Here is a 15258-nt window from a genome sequence, read left to right as displayed (position 1 = left end):
TGCTCTAGGAGGGCGATGATGCGCCCTCCGCTTTGTGAGGAATTGTGCCACTGAGCGCATGCAATGTGCTTGCATCTTTCGCGTGATCGGCAAAAACTATGCACGAAACGCGCATGAAATCACGGATTGATGCAATGATCGATCTCGACGCTTATGATCTCCGAATCCTGCTGGAGCTGCAGCGCGACGGTCGCCTGACCAATATCGAACTGTCCGAGAAGATCGCGCTATCAGCCTCGCAATGCTCGCGCCGGCGCTCTCGCCTGGAGGCGACAGGGGTGATCTGCGGCTATCAGGCCAGCCTCGATCCGCACAAGATCGGGCTCGACCTCCTGGTGGTGATTTCAGTGACGCTCGCCACCCACAACCGCGACAATGCCCGCAAATTTGCCCAGCTGGTCAATGACCTGCCCGAGGTGCTGGAGGCCTATGCCCTCACCGGCGAGATGGACTACCACCTCAAAGTGGCGACACGCGGCCTCGCCGGCCTGTCGCGCTTCGTCAACGAGGTATTGCTGCCGCATGATTCCGTGCAGCACGTGAAGACCTCGATCGTCCTGGACACGCTGAAGCGTTTCGAAGGGCTGCCGCTCTCCAGCCTGCACGAGGAAGAATGATGCTTGCTCCGTGCCTCAGCTCGTTCGGTGTTCCCGGAAGGCCGTGGTGAGGACGCGCAGGGCATCCCGCGCCCGCGGCGACAGGGCGTTGCAATGCAGGATGATCTGCGATGGCGGCAAGGGAGGCAGGCCGAGCTTGGCGCTGACTTCGATCACGCCGGGCGGGGCGACGCGGTGGGCGAGGGCCGCGACCGCGACGCCGGCGGAAACGGCAAGGTTAAGGGCCGAGCCACCGCCGCCGACGAAGGTCTCGCTCCAGGCCAGGCCCGCTTGCTCGAGAGCTTCCGTGGAGCGCAGGCGATCGGGGCAGGTTTCGCACATGCTCAACATGGCGAGCGGCAAGGGATCTTCGCGCCGCCATTCGAAGCCGGGTGAGGCGTACCAGCCGTAGTGGGTCGCCGAAAGTGGCGTGCCCGGCCGTCGATCGTCCTCGTTATGGACGATGACGGCGTCGAGCCCGCCTTCGTCGAGAGCGGCCATCAGCATGGTGGTTGTGTCGATCTTCACCTTCAAGGTGAGCGTCGGGTCGTGGGCGTTGAGCTGCGCCAACAGGGCAGGCAGTTCGGGGCCGGCGACATGATCGACGAAGCCGAGCGACAGCCGGCAGGGCGCCGAAGCGAATTCGGCGATCGCCCGCTCATGGGCTGCGATGAAGTCGCGGGCGGCGGGCAGGAAGGCGGCGCCGCGCGGTGACAGGCGCACCCGCCGCGGCGTGCGCTCGATCAGCCTTGCGCCGAGTTTTTCTTCCAGCCGCCTCAGCTTGACGCTGATGGTGGCCTGCGTGCTTGCCAGCGCCTCGGCGGCCCTGGTGAAACTCTGCAGGTCTGCCACCATTACGAAGGCCTTGACGGCGTCGACATCCAGCGTCGTCATCGTATCAATTCCATTTTGTCATTTCTGAAATAGATGATGATCGTCTTTTTATATGATCGGCCATCTTCTATGTGAGGACAACCGTCTTTTTCAAGAGCCGGGGGAGGAGTGCGCGGCCATCGCCGCCGGCCCCGGACCAGGTTGTTCGATCATGACTTTTCAGACAGGGCGCAATGCTGTCGCATTGGCGGGCGTATGTCTCGCTTCCCTCTTGTTCGGGCTGGAGATTTCCAGCGTGCCGGTCATCTTGCCGACCCTTGAAACCGCGCTCAAGGCGGATTTCAAGGATCTGCAGTGGATCATGAATGCCTATACCATCGCCTGCACCACCGTCTTGATGGCGACTGGCACCCTGGCCGATCGTTTCGGCCGCAAGCGCGTGACTGTGATCACCACCATCGCCTTCGCCATGGCCTCGTTGATCTGCGGCCTTGCCCAGGATTCATTGGTGCTAATCGTTGCCCGTTTCTTGCAAGGCCTGGCAGGCGGGGCGATGTTGCTGTGCACCGTGGCTGTGCTCTCGCACCAGTTCCAGGACGGCACCGAGCGCGGCCGGGCCTTCACGGCCTGGGGCATCGTCTCGGGTATCGGCCTCGGTTTCGGTCCGCTGATCGGCGGCCTGATCGTCTCGCTTTCCAACTGGCAATGGGTGTTCCTCATCCATGTGCCGCTTGCGGCCGTGGCGCTGCTTCTCATCGGTGTCGGCGTCAGGGAATCGCGCGATCCCCAGGCCAAGCGCATCGATTTGGCCGGTATCGTCACGCTGTCCCTGGCCGTGTTCGGTTTCTCCTATCTGATCACCCAGGGAGCCGACCTGGCACCGGCCATGCGCTGGGGCGCCGCGGCAGTGGCCATCGTCGCCTTCGTTGCCTTTCTGGTGGCCGAAAAGATCAGCCCGCATCCGATGTTCGACTTCTCGGTATTTCGCATCCGCCAGTTCTCAGGCGCGATCATGGGCTGCATCGGCATGAATTTCAGCTATTGGCCCTTCATCATCTATCTGCCGATCTATGTCTCCAGCGGTCTTGGTTATGACGCCACCCAGGCCGGTTTGCTGCTCTTGGCCTATACATTGCCCTTCATGGTCGGCCCGCCACTCGGCGAGGCCTTGCGTCGGCGTTATCAGGCCCGGGTCGCCATTCCGCTCGGCCTGCTGACGATCGGCCTCGGTTTCATCGCCATGAAGATCGGTGCTGGCGTCGAGGGTGCCAATTGGCTGACCCTGCTGCCGGGCCTCCTGATCGCCGGCCTCGGCATCGGCATCACCTCGACGCCCACCACCAATACCACCACCGCTTCGGTATCGCCGGATAGGGCCGGCATGGCCTCCGGCATCGATATCAGTGCCCGCCTGATCACCCTGGCCCTCAATATCGCGGTGATGGGTCTCGTCCTGGTCGAGGGCATCCGGGCCTCGCTGCAGGCGAGCCTTGGGGTGGCGCTGGGAACCGAGGAATTGCGGACGCTGGCGGAGAAGGTTGCCGCCGGCAATCTCGCCAGCCTGACCCAGGCCGTGCCCAAACTCGCCGGGGCGGATCCGACCGGCGCTCTCGTCCACGCCGCGCTAGTCGACGGCTTCGGGCTGGTGATGCTCTATGGCGGCATCGGCGTGATCGTGCTGGCCATTCTCAGCTATCTGATCTTCGGATCCGGACAGGCACAGACGGTGGGCAAGGCCGAACGCGAAGTTGCGCCTTCGCCTGCTGTCGCTCTGAAAGGGGAATGAAGTATTCGACCGTATATAGAAGACAAAATAGTCGAGCGGCGCCGTTGAACCTATCGGCGCCGCAATGCTTTTCTAGGCTCAGAACCTAAGAGTCCGACATCCGCATTTGGCAGCAACTCCCTGAGACGTCGCTCGACGAACGGAGCGTCACCGGCCCCCCAACTGGAAGCGAGCTTTCAACAGGAGTTGTCAGGCGCGGCTTTATCTGCCGTGGGCAGACTATTCGGGCGCGGCGATACGAATAGGACGTGTTCCGACAGGAGCGCCGGTCTGGCGGTCGATGGTGACGGGATCGATCTCCGTTCCGGTCTCAGCGTCGAAGAACCGGGTCACCTTGCCTCCGCCGCGATGCTTGCGTCCCCAGGCACCGATCGCAAACAGCACCGGCAGAAAGTCGCGGCCGGCTTCCGTCAACACATATTCGTCCCGCGGCGGACGGTCGGAATAGCGGCGTTTCTCCAGCAGCCCGTCGTCGGTCAGGGCTGAAAGACGCCCCGTCAGCATCGTCGGCGCGATACCGAGGCTCTTGCGAAAATCATCGAAGCGGGTCAGCCCCGCATGGGCATCGCGCAGGATCAGCATGCTCCATGCGTCACCCACAAGCGCCAGGCTGCGGGCGATCAGACATGGCTGATCCGAGAGCTTTTTCATGTCAGTATCTTTTTAGTAGTGACTTACTATCGAATTGATAGTAATGGATCGCTCATCGATGTTCCACGATAAAATGAAAGCCGAACCTGATGAGCAAGACAGAACGCGGCATTGCCCTGGTCACGGGGGCCTCCTCCGGCATCGGGCTGGTGACCGCACAGGCGCTGCGTCGCAATGGCTACCGTGTCTTCGGTACCAGCCGAAAGACGATGCCCCACACTGCGGACGGGATCACGATGCTGATCTGCGACGTAACCAGCGATGCCTCCGTTCAGAGCCTCGTCGACGAGGTCCTGAGCCGCGCGGGGCGGATCGATCTTCTGGTCAATAACGCTGGTCTCGGCCTCCTAGGGGGCGCTGAGGAATCCTCGGTTGCACAGGTGCAAGCCCTGTTCGACGTCAATCTGTTCGGCGTCATCCGCATGACCAATGCCGTGTTGCCGTCGATGCGGCGGCACGGCAAAGGACGCATCATCAACATCGGCTCGATCTTGGGCCTCATACCTGCGCCGTATGCGGCTCATTATTCAGCGGCAAAACACGCAATCGAGGGCTATTCGGAATCACTGGATCACGAAGTTCGTGCCTTCAATATTCGCGTCTCGGTTATCGAGCCGGCGTTCGTCCGCACTGTCTTCGACCAGAATGGGATTAAGCCGGATTCCATCTTGAATGAATATGATGGCGCTCGAGCTGGCCTCGACGCGCTCCTTCGCGACGTGATGCCCAAAGCCGATCTGCCAGATGTCGTGGCCGCTGTGGTGGTCAAGGCCGCGACCGACGCCCGTCCGCGACGCCGCTATACCGCTGGCAAGGCGGCGCAGCAGATCGGCATACTGCGCCGGTTTGCCCCTTCAGATGTATTCGACAAGAGTTTGCGCAAACAGTTTCGTTTGCCGGTCTGACGGCATTGCTCGGTCTGCCTGCTTTCCATAGAAATGAAAGTCAATCTAATGAGATCATTCCTGATTGACCGCTACACGAAAGGCGGTGTTCTGCGGCTCAACGAAAGTCCCGAGCCAGCGTTGCTTGCGAATGACGTCATGGTAGAGATTCGAGCCGCCGGCGTGAACCTCCTCGACAGCAAGATCAGGGACGGGGAGTTCAAGTTGATCCTGCCCTACCGCCTTCCCCTGGTGCTGGGCAACGATGTAGCGGGCGTGGTGGTGCGGGTCGGGGCCAATGTCCGGCGCTTCAAGCCTGGCGACGAGGTCTACGCACGTCCGGCCCAGGATCGCATCGGGACTTTTGCCGAGTATATCGCCATGGACGAGGCCGATGTAGCGATCAAGCCGAACAATCTGAGTATGATCGAGGCTGCATCCATTCCGCTTGTCGCCCTGACGGCCTGGCAGGCGCTGGTTGAGCGGGCCGAGTTGCAGAAGGGACAGAAAGTTCTGATCCATGCCGGCTCGGGCGGGGTGGGCACGATCGCGATCCAGCTTGCCAAGCATCTGGGGGCTTATGTGGCCACGACCACGAGCACGGCCAATATCGCTCTTGTGAAAAGTCTCGGCGCGGACGTCGTGGTCGACTACAAGAAGGATGATTTCGAGAAAGTGCTGCAGGGTTACGACGTCGTGCTGAACAGCCTCGGGAAGGATACGCTGGAAAAATCCCTTGCTGTGCTGAAGCCGGGCGGCAAGCTCATCTCGATTTCTGGTCCGCCGGATCCGGACTTCGCGAGACAGAATGGCTCGGGCTGGCTGCTTCAACAGGTCATGCGCCTGCTGAGCTCCGGTATTAGGAGAAAATCGAGACGGCAAAAAATCAGCTATTCGTTTCTCTTTATGACAGCCAACGGCGGGCAACTTGGTAAGATCACTTCCCTGATCGAGGCGGGCGGCATACGCCCGGTAATTGACTCGGTTTTCCCGTTCGAGAGGACCAACGAAGCACTGAACTATGTCGAAACGGGTCGTGCGAAGGGGAAGGTCGTCGTCGCTGTGAAGTGACGTCTGGAGACCAATAGAGGTCAGCGGATTTGAAAGCAGGGAGCATCATGTCGTCTTCGCCGTTCCAAGCGCTCGTCTTCGATCTCGGCGGCGTCGTGGTGGAGCACGACAATGCCGTGCTGTTCGAGCGCCTGGCTTCACGCTGCCATCCCTCCTGGACGCCCGAGGAGGTGGTGGGCTTGTTCCGGCAATCGCGTTGGGGCACGGGAACAGCGATCCGCCTGTTTCACCAGCAATTGGCCGAGGTGGGCGGGTATGAGGCTTCATGGGACGTTTTCGTCGAGGATTGGAGCTGCCATCTCGCCGTCAATCCCTCCATGCTTGCCGTCATGGAGCGCCTGGCAAAGCGCAACCGGGTGATGATCTTCTCGAACACCAATCAGGAACATTGGGATTTCGTACGGAAAGCGTCGGGCGGCGTGCTGGCCGGTTTCGAGCCCTATCTCAGCCATGAGATCGGGCATGAGAAACCCTCGCTGCGTTCCTTCCGGGTGGTGGCCGAAAAGGCCGGCATCGATCCGGCCGGCTCCATATTCTTCGATGACCTGCCCGCCAATGTGGACGGCGCCCGGCAGGCTGGTTTCCAGGCCGAAGTGTTTCTGGGTGAACCTTGGCTCCTGTCTTACCTGGAAGCCCGCGGTGTTGCCTTGGGCTAAGCCTCGAAGTCAGGGGCGGATCGGACGTCACGCTCCTGCTTCAGGAACAGCCTGCCTGCTTCGGTCACGCCGACCATGGCATTGCCATCGATCCAGTTGCGCGCAACGAAACCTCGATCATTGGCCTCTTCCCATACCGGTAGTCGCGGACACGATGTCCGCCAGGCGTCCATGACCTCGGCATAGGGGCGGTCATTGTGCGACAGCCAGGCCAGGAGGTCGCACAGCAGGGGAACGAGTGTGTCGGATGCCGGTGTTGCCATGATCGAAAACCCTCTTCGTCCTCGCCTCAGAATTGGGCAAGCCCGCTCAGTCCGATCGCGGCGCCTCCCGCCAGTACCAGAAGCGGATGTATGCGCGTCGTCGCGGTGAGCAAGGCGGAAACCGCGATGATGCCGGCCAGCAGCCAGGTCTCGGCGGAGGCTTCGGCGATCACCGAGGCACTCGCCGTGACCAGTCCCACCGTCATCGGCAGCAGGCCCGCCTGCACCTTCTGCCGCCAGGGCCGGTCGCGAAAGCGGTCCCAGAGCCTGAGGGCAACACCGGTGATGAGGGAGGAGGGGCCGAATTTGGCCAGCGAGGTCACCAATACCCCCGGCAATCCGGCGACATGCCAGCCCACGAGCGGCACGATCATCATGTTCGGGCCGGGGGCGGCCTGCGCCAGGGCGAACATTGCGCCGAATTGCTGCGCCGACATCCAGTGATGGATATCGACTACCTGCCGGTGCATCTCGGGCAGGATGGTATTGCCGCCGCCGAAAGCGAGCAGCGAAAGCTCGGTGAAGATCAAAACGAGGCTCAGCAGGGTCGACGCCATCACGCTTTCCTCCAGGCCAGGAGGATGCCGAGGGGGCCCAGGACCAGCATGGTCGCGAGCAGGGGCAGGCGCAGGATGGCGATCGCAAGGAAGCACGCGCAGGCGATCACGATACCAGCGGGGTCGCGCCGCAGCGGACGGGCGACCTTGATCGCCATCGAGACGAGAAGTCCCGCCGCGGCCGCCGAAAGCCCCGCGAAGAGGTGGTGGACATGCGGATCGGCGTGGAAGCGATCATAGAGCACGCCGAGACCGATGACGATTGCCGTCGGAGCGGCGATCAAGCCCAGCAGGGCCGCGCAGGCGCCGGCTACGCCGCGAAAGCGCAAACCGATGGCGACCGACATGTTGATGATGTTGCCGCCTGGCAGGAATTGGCACAGGCCCAGGAGGTCGGCGAATTCCTGCGCGCTCAACCAGCGGCGCTCTTCCACGACCATGCGGCGTGCCAGCGGCAGTACGCCGCCGAAGCCGATCAGGCCCAGAGTGAGGAAACCACCGAAGAGGTCGGCAATGTCGGGGGATCTTCTCTCCATCGGGAGGGAAGGGGTTGCTGCGTCCATGATGATGTCGGGCCTAGCTTCGAGAATTTGCGCTGAAGTTAGGCTTCTCGACCCATCACGTCCAATATATGGTAACGGTATTATTCATATCTAAAGGATATGGCATGATCGAACTACGCCATCTTCGCTATGCCGTGACCGTTGCGGATGAGGGGCATGTGACACGCGCGGCCGAGCGCCTCGGCATCCAGCAGCCGCCGCTCAGCCAGCAGATCCGTGCGCTGGAGCGTGAGGTCGGCGCGCCCCTGTTTCAGCGCCTGCCCCGCGGTGTGCGCTTGACCGAGCCGGGGCGGGTGCTGGTGGAGCGAGCCCGGCTCGTCCTGCAGGATGTTGATGCGGCATTGGAGGCGGCGAGAAGGGTGGCGCGGGGCGAACAGGGCAGGCTTGCGGTCGGCTATACGACCTCGGCTGCCTTCCATCCGCTGGTCTCCGCCGTCATGCGTGGGCTGCGGGAGGCGGCGCCCGGTATCGCGCTCTCATTGGAGGAAGGCAGCACGGGCGATCTTATCGAGCTGCTGCGCGCCGATCGGCTGGACGCGGCCTTCGTCCGGGCACCGGCCGCGAGCCCCGACGGACTTATCGTGGAGCCTCTCCACATCGAGGAGATGCTGGTTGCCCTGCCGGACCATCATCCGCTTGCCGCAGCTTCCTTGCGCCGGCAACGCTTGTCGCTCGGCGCTCTTGCAAACGAGACCTTCGTTCTCAATCGCCGGCCCTCCGGCCCGGGCCTCTATGACGACATCATCGCGGCCTGCCGCGCCGCAGGGTTCAGCCCGATGGTAGGGCAGGAAACGCCGCGGATGGTCTCGACGCTGAGCCTGGTCTCGGCCGGTCTCGGCCTCTCGATCGTGCCGGCTTCCATGGCGAAATTGGAGACGAACGGCATCGTCTATCGTCGGCTCGATAAGACGACGCGGCTGGCCGCGCCGCTCTATCTCGCCCGCCGCGAGGATGCACCGAGCCCCGTCTTGGCGAGGTTCCTGGATATGATACGTCGACAGGCCTGACTCTTGGTATGCCGACGTCAGAGATCGTTGGCCTGGGGGAGGATCACCAGGTCGCGGATGGTGACGTTGCGGGGACGGCTGAGCATGAACATCACTGCATCAGCCACTTCCGTCGGCTGCATAAGATCGCCGGCCGCCAGGGCCGCGTCGAGCTTGGCCTTGGGCCAGTCGCTGATCAGGGCGGTGACCACGGGTCCGGGCTGGACGGCGCCGACACGGATGCCGTGCTTGGCGACCTGGCGCCTGACCGTATGGACGAAGGCCTGCACCGCATGCTTGGAAGCGGTGTAAACAGGCTCCCACACCACTGGGATCATGCCGGCGACCGACGAGGTGACGATGATGTCGCCGGTCTTGCGTTCCACCATATGCGGCAGCACTTCGCGTATCGTGCGGAAGGCGGCATTGATGTTGAGATTGAGCATGCGATCCCAGGCGTCGGGATCGCCCTCGACGACCTCGCCGCCGATATAGGAGCCGGCATTGGCGTGGAAGATGTCGAGCTGGCCTGTTTTGTCGAGAATCTCAGGCATCATCCGCGACACGCTGGTCGGATCGAGCAGGTTGGTCACCACCGGGATGGCGTTCGGGCCGAGTTCCTCGCAGATCGTCTTGAGGGCATCCTCGGCGCGGTCGACGAAGACGACGCGGGCGCCGGCCGCGAGCAGGGCCTTGGCGCATTCGAGGCCTATGCCCGAAGCTGCGCCGGTGATGGCCGCGACCTTCCCCGAGAAATTCTGGCTGTTGAAATTCTGTTCCATGAACGGCGTCTCCTCGATCAGTTCCGGGACGGCGCATGCCTCCCGCTGGGACTTTGAGTATCTCGGGAAAATGAGCCGGCGAGCTCTTGATCGGTAACAGTTCGCCGGCTCGGGACAGGGTCAGGCGCGGCCGTGGGAGACGCGGGACCTGCGGGCCAGGGAGTCGACGATCACGGCGATGGCGAGCACGGCGCCGGTGATCATGTAGCGCAGCGAGGAGGACAGATCGAGCAGCGTCAGGCCGCTCGAAATCGCCTGGATGACGATGATGCCGAGCAGGGCCGAATAGGCACTGCCACGGCCGCCGAACAGGCTGGTGCCGCCGATGACCGCCGAGGCGATGGCATTGAGGTTCACCTCGCCAGTGCCGGCCTGCTGGCTGGCGGAAGCCAGGCGCGCCGCGGCCAGGATGCCGCCGATGGCCGCCAGGCCTGCGCAGGTCACGAAGGCGGAGGCATAGATGAAGCGGACATTGATACCGGCGCGCCGCGCCGCCTCGCGATTGCCGCCGACGGCGGTCATCGAGCGGCCCCATTTGGTGCGGGTCAGCGCGTAGTTCATCACCACGACCAGGACGACGAACAAGGTGAACATCCACGGCACGCCGCGGTCCTGGTTGAGATAGAACACCACGAGTTCCAGCGCCACGATGATCGCGGCAGCGCGCAGCAGGATGAAGGCGAAGGGACGGGCGGATAGCCCGGCTTCGCGGCGGCGGGCTGCGGTGCGAAAATCGGCATAGAAGATCACCACGCCGGCGATGGCGGCGAGGGCGTAGGAGATGATGTGAGGCATCACCAAGGTCTGGCCGAAATCCACCACGCCGGAGCCATAAGGCAGGTTGATGGAGCCGGTCGAGCCGAGCAGATAGAGCTGCAGGCCGAGCACGGCGAGCAGGCCCGCCAGGGTAGCGACGAAGCTCGGCATACCGAAACGGTTGAACAGGAATGCGTAGACGGCGCCGATCGCCATGCCTGCCAGGACCGCGGCGGGAATGGCGAGCGCCACCGGCCAGTTCATGTTAACCCACAGCACGCCGAGCAAAGCCGAGGACAGGCCGCTCACCGAGCCGACCGAAAGGTCGATCTCGCCCAGCATCAGGATGCAGACGATGCCGAGGGCGATCACGCCGACTGTCGAGCAGTCGAACAGCAGGTTGACCAGATTGTTGGCCGAGAGAAACACCGGACTCAGGCTCTGGAACACGATGCAGATCAGGATCAGGCCGACGATCACCGGCAGGAAGCCGAGATCGCCCGAGCGTATGCGTTCCAGGAAGGCACTGATGGCGCCGCCGACGCTGTCGTCATGCTTCACGCGGACATCGGCGCGGTCGAGCGGCGTTTTGGCGGTAGCCGGTTCAGAGCGACTTTGGTCGATGTTGCTGCTCATGGCCGGCTCTCCTGGCTCTGGCTCTGGCTCTGCCTACCCTCGGTGGCGCCTTGTCCCTGAAGCCGCGTGGCGCGCCGGGACACTGAATTCTCCGCGGTGCCGGTAATGGCGCTGATGAGGTCTTGATGAGAATCCTCAGGCGTGAAGACCCCGTTGTTGCGCCCGAGCCGGAGCACCACGATGCGGTCGGCGACGGCGCGGACGTCGTCCATATTGTGGCTGATCATCACCACGCCGAGGCCGCGATCGCGGACGCGCTCGATGAGATCGAGCACTTCGGCGGTCTGTGCGACGCCGAGGGCTGCCGTCGGCTCGTCGAGCAGGATGATCCTGGGTTCGAGCAGGAGCGAGCGGGCGATGGCGACGGTCTGGCGCTGGCCGCCGGACAGCGAGGCGATGGGTTCGCGCACGCTCGGAATGCGCGCCGACAATTCGTTCAGCAGCTTCCAGGCCTTGATCTCCATCGAGACCTCGTCGAGCCGGTAAGGTTCGAGTTCGCGACCGAGGAAGATATTGGCGACCGAGTCGAGGTTCTCGCACAAGGCTAGATCCTGGAAGACGGTGGCGATGCCGAGATTGAGGGCGTCGCTCGGCGTCGAGAGCGTCACCGGCTTGCCGTGGAAGGTGATGGTGCCGGAACTGGGTTGGTGGACGCCGGCCAGCACCTTGACCAGGGTCGACTTGCCGGCGCCGTTGTCGCCGACCAGTGCCACCACCTCGCCGGCATGGACGTCGAGTTCGATATCGGTCAGGGCCGATACGGCGCCGAAATGCTTGGAGACATTGCGCAGGCTCAAAATGAGCTCGCCCATGGGCGCGTTGGCCGATGTGGAACTGGGAGAAAGGTCAGTCATGCCGGAATCCTTTCATGTGTGGGATCGGGAAGGCCTGGCTGCTGGAGGGGTTCGAACAGATGCATTTGGCCGTGGCGCCATCCTCCTGCGAGGCAGCATCCTGCGATATCCGTCAATGTATACAGCCGGAGACTGTGTGGGCAGCCGCGATCTCCCGGCCGCTCGGGGCGGCCGGGAGGGCGATGGCATGCTTACTGTGTGATGCCGAGCTTCTTGCAGCCTTCGGCATAGCGTCCGCCGCAGAGCTGATCTGCCGTGGCGATCTTCTTGTCGATGATCTCCGCCTTCAGGTTCTCGGAGGTCACGATGACCGGCACGAACAGCTTGGAGGGCGTGTCGAACAGGGTGGCCTCAGCCTTGGGGGTCTTGCCGCCAAGGAGTTCGAAGGCGACATCGGCGGCGGCGGCGGCGACGATCTCGCTCGGTTTGGAGATGGTATTGTACTGGTCGCCGGCAATGATCAACTGCAGGGCAGCGAGGGTGGCATCATTGCCGGTGACGGGCGGCACGGGGTCGAAGCCGGCCGCCTTGAAGGCTGCGATCGCGCCGCCACCGGTGCCGTCATTGGCAGCGACCACGCCGACGATCTTCTTGCTGAAGCGCGAGATCTGGCCACTGGCCCATTGCTGGGCGTTTGAAGGCAGCCAGTTGGGCGTGTCGAATTCGGCCAGGGTCTTGTAGCCGCCGCTCTTCAGGCCCTCATGGATGCCGTCGCGGATCAGCCGGGCGGCGGCGTCGGTCGGCGAGCCGTTGATCTGCAGCACGCCGGTGTCCTCGGTCGGCGCCTTCGTCGCCTTCAGATGCTCGACCAGGGATTCGGCAATGGCCTTGCCGATCGCCTTATTGTCGAAGGACACGTAGAAATCGGCCTTGGCGTCGGGGATGGGGCGGTCATAGGCGATGACCTTGATGCCCTGGCTCTGGGCCTGCTTGACCATGGAGGCCGCGGCGGCCGAGTCGACCGGATCGAGCACGATGACCTTGGCACCCTGCGTGATCACCGAGTTGAACTGCTGCTGCTGCTTGGAGATGCTGGCGTCGGCGTTCTGGTAGAGTACCTTGCAGCTCTCGCACAGCTTCTTCATCTGGGCGACGAAGCCGGGATGATCATGTTCTTCATAGCGGGTCGAGCCCTGATCGGGCATGAGGAACGCCACGGTGGCGTCCTTGACGGCGGCGTCCTGCGCCAGGGCAGAGGCGCTGCCAAGCAGGGACAGGGCGAGGACGGCGATGCCGGTCGATTTCAAGGATGTGAGTTTCATTCGGGCTTTCTCCCTAGGACTTTATGATTGTTCGAATGATCGATGGTGACGTTGCGCGGCCGAGATTGGTCTGGTGTCCGCCGCGTTCCGGGATGGAGCTTGGCGGTACAACGCATTGGCTGGCCGCAGGGTACCAAGGCGCTGCTATTTTTTGATCGGCGCGTCAGACCCGGCTTGCCGCGGGACCATGGTCAACTGGAAGAAGCAGGGTGATTGGGAGCGCTGGCGCGTGATCTCGTTTCGAGCCGGCATGACGTGGATTGGCGATAATGCTCGCAGCGCCTCTCCCGGGCCGGTTTCGGATCCCTGGGCATGACCGTCTCCCCCAAATGCGGCCGGCTTGACCCTGCCGCTCTTGCCGTCGAGCCAATGGCTCTCCAGTCCCATTAAGCTAACCCGTTGGGGAAACTACGTGCCACCACGTTTCACGGGTTGTGGTGATACTTTTTTGATCGCTGAGGCGCAGATCCGGCTGTCTTCCCAGCCGGGGCCCGTTGCGGGTCAAAAATGATGCGTCCGTGTTTCGGCCGGACATGGCACGGCGTGGTTCTCGTCGACTTGCTTCACCGGTCATCCGGTTGTCAGAAAATTACGACAAGAACATAGGGGCGGGCATTCAGGGGCGATGGCGAGCAAAGGGTGGAGATCCGGTCATGAAATTTGGTTGCGCGAGATGGAATGCTCTTGTCGGTGTGGCTTTGCTCGGCGCTGCCGCCGTGGGCATGGCCCCGTCTTCGGCAGTCCTTGCTCAAACCGCTAGCGCACCGACAGGCGCCAAGTCTTTTCTGACCCTCGACGGCAAGCCGCCGCTGGTCATCGGACATCGTGGCCTGCCGGGCCTCGCGCCGGAAGAGACGGAGGCTTCCTATGATCTGGCCGCGGCCCTCGGGACGGATGCGCTGGAAGAGGATCTGCATTTGACCAAGGATTGCGTGCTGGTGGCGCGCCACAATCCCTGGCTGAGCGACAATACCAACGTTGCGGAGGTGGCCAAGACCAATGCTGAGGTCGCCGCCCGCAAACGCACGGTGCCCGGGGTCACGGTCAAGGTGAAATGGCCCCAGTCGCCGACCAGCGGACCTGCCGAATACCTCACCGACCTGACCGATCCGGCCAATCCCCAATCGGTGCTGAAGTCCCTGGTTGTCGACGGCGAAGACCATACCAATGATTGGTCGATCACCGATTTCACCATGGCCGAGCTGAAGAATTGGATCGCCGGCACCACCTATGACGCGGCCAATGAGCGGCCGAAGGTGTTCAACGGCAAGTTCCCGATCCTCAGCTTCCAGGAGGTCATCGACATCGCCAAGGCCAAGAGCAAGGAAACCGGACGCCCGATCGCCGTCTATCCGGAAACCAAGAACCCATCCTGGAACAATGCGCAGGCCATCGCCAATGGCTGCGGCGCGCCGGGCAGCCGTCCGCTCGAAGATGCCCTGATCAAGATCATCAAGGACAATGGCCTCAACACCAAGGAAGCCCCCATCCTGGTGCAGAGCTTTGAGCCGAGCAGCCTGAAATATATGCGCAAGCACGGTCTGGAGACCCGGCAGGTCCAGCTCATCGATGGGGATGGCATCGACTTCAAGACCGGCAAGGTCCTCTATGACGACATCACCAATTCCCGCCCCTTCGATTGGACCGTCTCGGGCGACCCGCGCTGGTTCGACGCCATGCTGAGCCCGACGGGCCTGGCGGAGATCAAGAGCTATGCCGACGGCATCGGTCCCTGGAAGCCTCAGATCGTCTCGCTCAAGATCTCGCCCTGGAAGGAAATCAATGCCGATGGCACACCCTTCAAGGGATCGACGCCTGATGCTTCGACCCAGGATCCGACCAGCCTCGTCGCCGACGCGCACAAGGCGGGCCTGTTCGTGCATGTCTTCACTTTCCGGAACGAGAAGAAATATCTGGCCGCCGACTATCGCGGAGATCCGAGCCTGGAATATCTGAAGTTCTTCCGCCTGGGCGTGGATGGCGTCTTTACCGATTTCACCCATACGGGCGTCGGTGCCCGCGCCGCGTATCTGCGCGAACTCGGTTGGTAGGAAACCGCCATCACAAATCCGTATGAAAGCGGCAATGTCGGCGTAATCCCGATCTAGCAAGATCCCCCGA

At 62.8% G+C, this 15258-nt stretch carries 16 protein-coding genes; 7 read left to right on the top strand and 9 right to left on the bottom strand.

All coding sequences use genetic code 11. The features are described from left to right. Window positions 1–134: 134 nt before the first annotated feature. Window positions 135–617 carry an Lrp/AsnC family transcriptional regulator gene (locus ACZYTC_RS13055; RefSeq protein ID WP_488990008.1) on the top strand — a complete coding sequence of 161 codons (483 nt, stop codon included), beginning with the start codon at window positions 135–137 and terminating at the stop codon, window positions 615–617. A 15-nt stretch (window positions 618–632) separates the two neighbouring features. On the opposite strand, the gene ACZYTC_RS13050 is transcribed toward ACZYTC_RS13055, so the two are convergent. Then, on the bottom strand, window positions 633–1490 hold the full coding sequence (locus ACZYTC_RS13050) for a LysR family transcriptional regulator (protein ID WP_454813333.1): 858 nt from the start codon (window positions 1488–1490) through the stop codon (window positions 633–635). Window positions 1491–1641: 151 nt separating this feature from the next. Here ACZYTC_RS13050 and ACZYTC_RS13045 point away from each other — a divergent pair, with 151 nt between their 5' ends. Further along, window positions 1642–3216: an MFS transporter gene (locus ACZYTC_RS13045; RefSeq protein WP_488989753.1), complete on the top strand. Its 1575-nt coding sequence runs from the start codon at window positions 1642–1644 to the stop codon at window positions 3214–3216. A 219-nt stretch (window positions 3217–3435) separates the two neighbouring features. Here ACZYTC_RS13045 and ACZYTC_RS13040 read toward each other — a convergent pair whose 3' ends face one another. Next, complete coding sequence (locus ACZYTC_RS13040; RefSeq protein WP_434955663.1) at window positions 3436–3867, bottom strand: winged helix-turn-helix transcriptional regulator; 432 nt, start codon at window positions 3865–3867, stop codon at window positions 3436–3438. Between the two features lie 89 nt (window positions 3868–3956). On the opposite strand from ACZYTC_RS13040, the gene ACZYTC_RS13035 reads away from it, so the two are divergent. Genes ACZYTC_RS13035 through ACZYTC_RS13025 form a run of 3 tightly spaced genes read left to right on the top strand, consistent with a single transcriptional unit; the run spans window position 3957 to window position 6478 of the window. Further along, window positions 3957–4772 carry an oxidoreductase gene (locus ACZYTC_RS13035; protein WP_488989752.1) on the top strand — a complete coding sequence of 272 codons (816 nt, stop codon included), beginning with the start codon at window positions 3957–3959 and terminating at the stop codon, window positions 4770–4772. A gap of 48 nt (window positions 4773–4820) precedes the next feature. Next, window positions 4821–5822, top strand: coding sequence for an NADP-dependent oxidoreductase (locus ACZYTC_RS13030; RefSeq protein ID WP_488989751.1), 1002 nt, complete (start codon window positions 4821–4823; stop codon window positions 5820–5822). 47 nt (window positions 5823–5869) lie between these two features. Further along, entirely contained in the window at window positions 5870–6478 is a 609-nt protein-coding gene (locus ACZYTC_RS13025; RefSeq protein ID WP_488989750.1) for an HAD-IA family hydrolase, read from the top strand. On the opposite strand, the gene ACZYTC_RS13020 is transcribed toward ACZYTC_RS13025, so the two are convergent. Genes ACZYTC_RS13020 through ACZYTC_RS13010 form a run of 3 tightly spaced genes read right to left on the bottom strand, consistent with a single transcriptional unit; the run spans window position 6475 to window position 7861 of the window. Continuing rightward, the gene (locus ACZYTC_RS13020; protein WP_488989749.1) at window positions 6475–6741 is read right to left on the bottom strand and encodes a hypothetical protein; all 267 of its coding nucleotides are present in this window, start codon (window positions 6739–6741) and stop codon (window positions 6475–6477) included. The genes ACZYTC_RS13025 and ACZYTC_RS13020 overlap by 4 nt on opposite strands. Before the next feature lie 26 nt (window positions 6742–6767). Continuing rightward, on the bottom strand, window positions 6768–7298 hold the full coding sequence (locus ACZYTC_RS13015) for a chromate transporter (protein WP_434955668.1): 531 nt from the start codon (window positions 7296–7298) through the stop codon (window positions 6768–6770). Continuing rightward, a complete protein-coding gene (locus ACZYTC_RS13010) occupies window positions 7298–7861 on the bottom strand; it encodes a chromate transporter (RefSeq protein ID WP_488989748.1) in 564 nt (187 codons plus the stop codon). Before ACZYTC_RS13010 ends, ACZYTC_RS13015 begins: the two co-directional genes overlap by 1 nt. Window positions 7862–7965: 104 nt before the next feature. Here ACZYTC_RS13010 and ACZYTC_RS13005 point away from each other — a divergent pair, with 104 nt between their 5' ends. Continuing rightward, window positions 7966–8868, top strand: coding sequence for a LysR family transcriptional regulator (locus tag ACZYTC_RS13005; RefSeq protein WP_488989747.1), 903 nt, complete (start codon window positions 7966–7968; stop codon window positions 8866–8868). Between the two features lie 17 nt (window positions 8869–8885). On the opposite strand, the gene ACZYTC_RS13000 is transcribed toward ACZYTC_RS13005, so the two are convergent. From ACZYTC_RS13000 to ACZYTC_RS12985, 4 genes are all read right to left on the bottom strand, one after another. Then, a complete protein-coding gene (locus tag ACZYTC_RS13000) occupies window positions 8886–9629 on the bottom strand; it encodes an SDR family oxidoreductase (protein WP_434955671.1) in 744 nt (247 codons plus the stop codon). 120 nt (window positions 9630–9749) lie between these two features. Then, on the bottom strand, window positions 9750–11021 hold the full coding sequence (locus ACZYTC_RS12995) for a sugar ABC transporter permease (protein WP_488989746.1): 1272 nt from the start codon (window positions 11019–11021) through the stop codon (window positions 9750–9752). Beyond that, window positions 11018–11875 carry an ATP-binding cassette domain-containing protein gene (locus tag ACZYTC_RS12990; RefSeq protein WP_488989745.1) on the bottom strand — a complete coding sequence of 286 codons (858 nt, stop codon included), beginning with the start codon at window positions 11873–11875 and terminating at the stop codon, window positions 11018–11020. Before ACZYTC_RS12990 ends, ACZYTC_RS12995 begins: the two co-directional genes overlap by 4 nt. Window positions 11876–12066: 191 nt before the next feature. Continuing rightward, complete coding sequence (locus ACZYTC_RS12985; RefSeq protein ID WP_434955674.1) at window positions 12067–13137, bottom strand: ABC transporter substrate-binding protein; 1071 nt, start codon at window positions 13135–13137, stop codon at window positions 12067–12069. Window positions 13138–13790: 653 nt separating this feature from the next. On the opposite strand from ACZYTC_RS12985, the gene ACZYTC_RS12980 reads away from it, so the two are divergent. Beyond that, a complete protein-coding gene (locus ACZYTC_RS12980) occupies window positions 13791–15188 on the top strand; it encodes a glycerophosphodiester phosphodiesterase family protein (protein WP_434955675.1) in 1398 nt (465 codons plus the stop codon). Window positions 15189–15258: the final 70 nt, after the last annotated feature.

It is taken from the genome of Labrys sp. F242, assembly GCF_057813875.1.
This window is presented reverse-complemented; position numbering and strand designations above follow the sequence as displayed.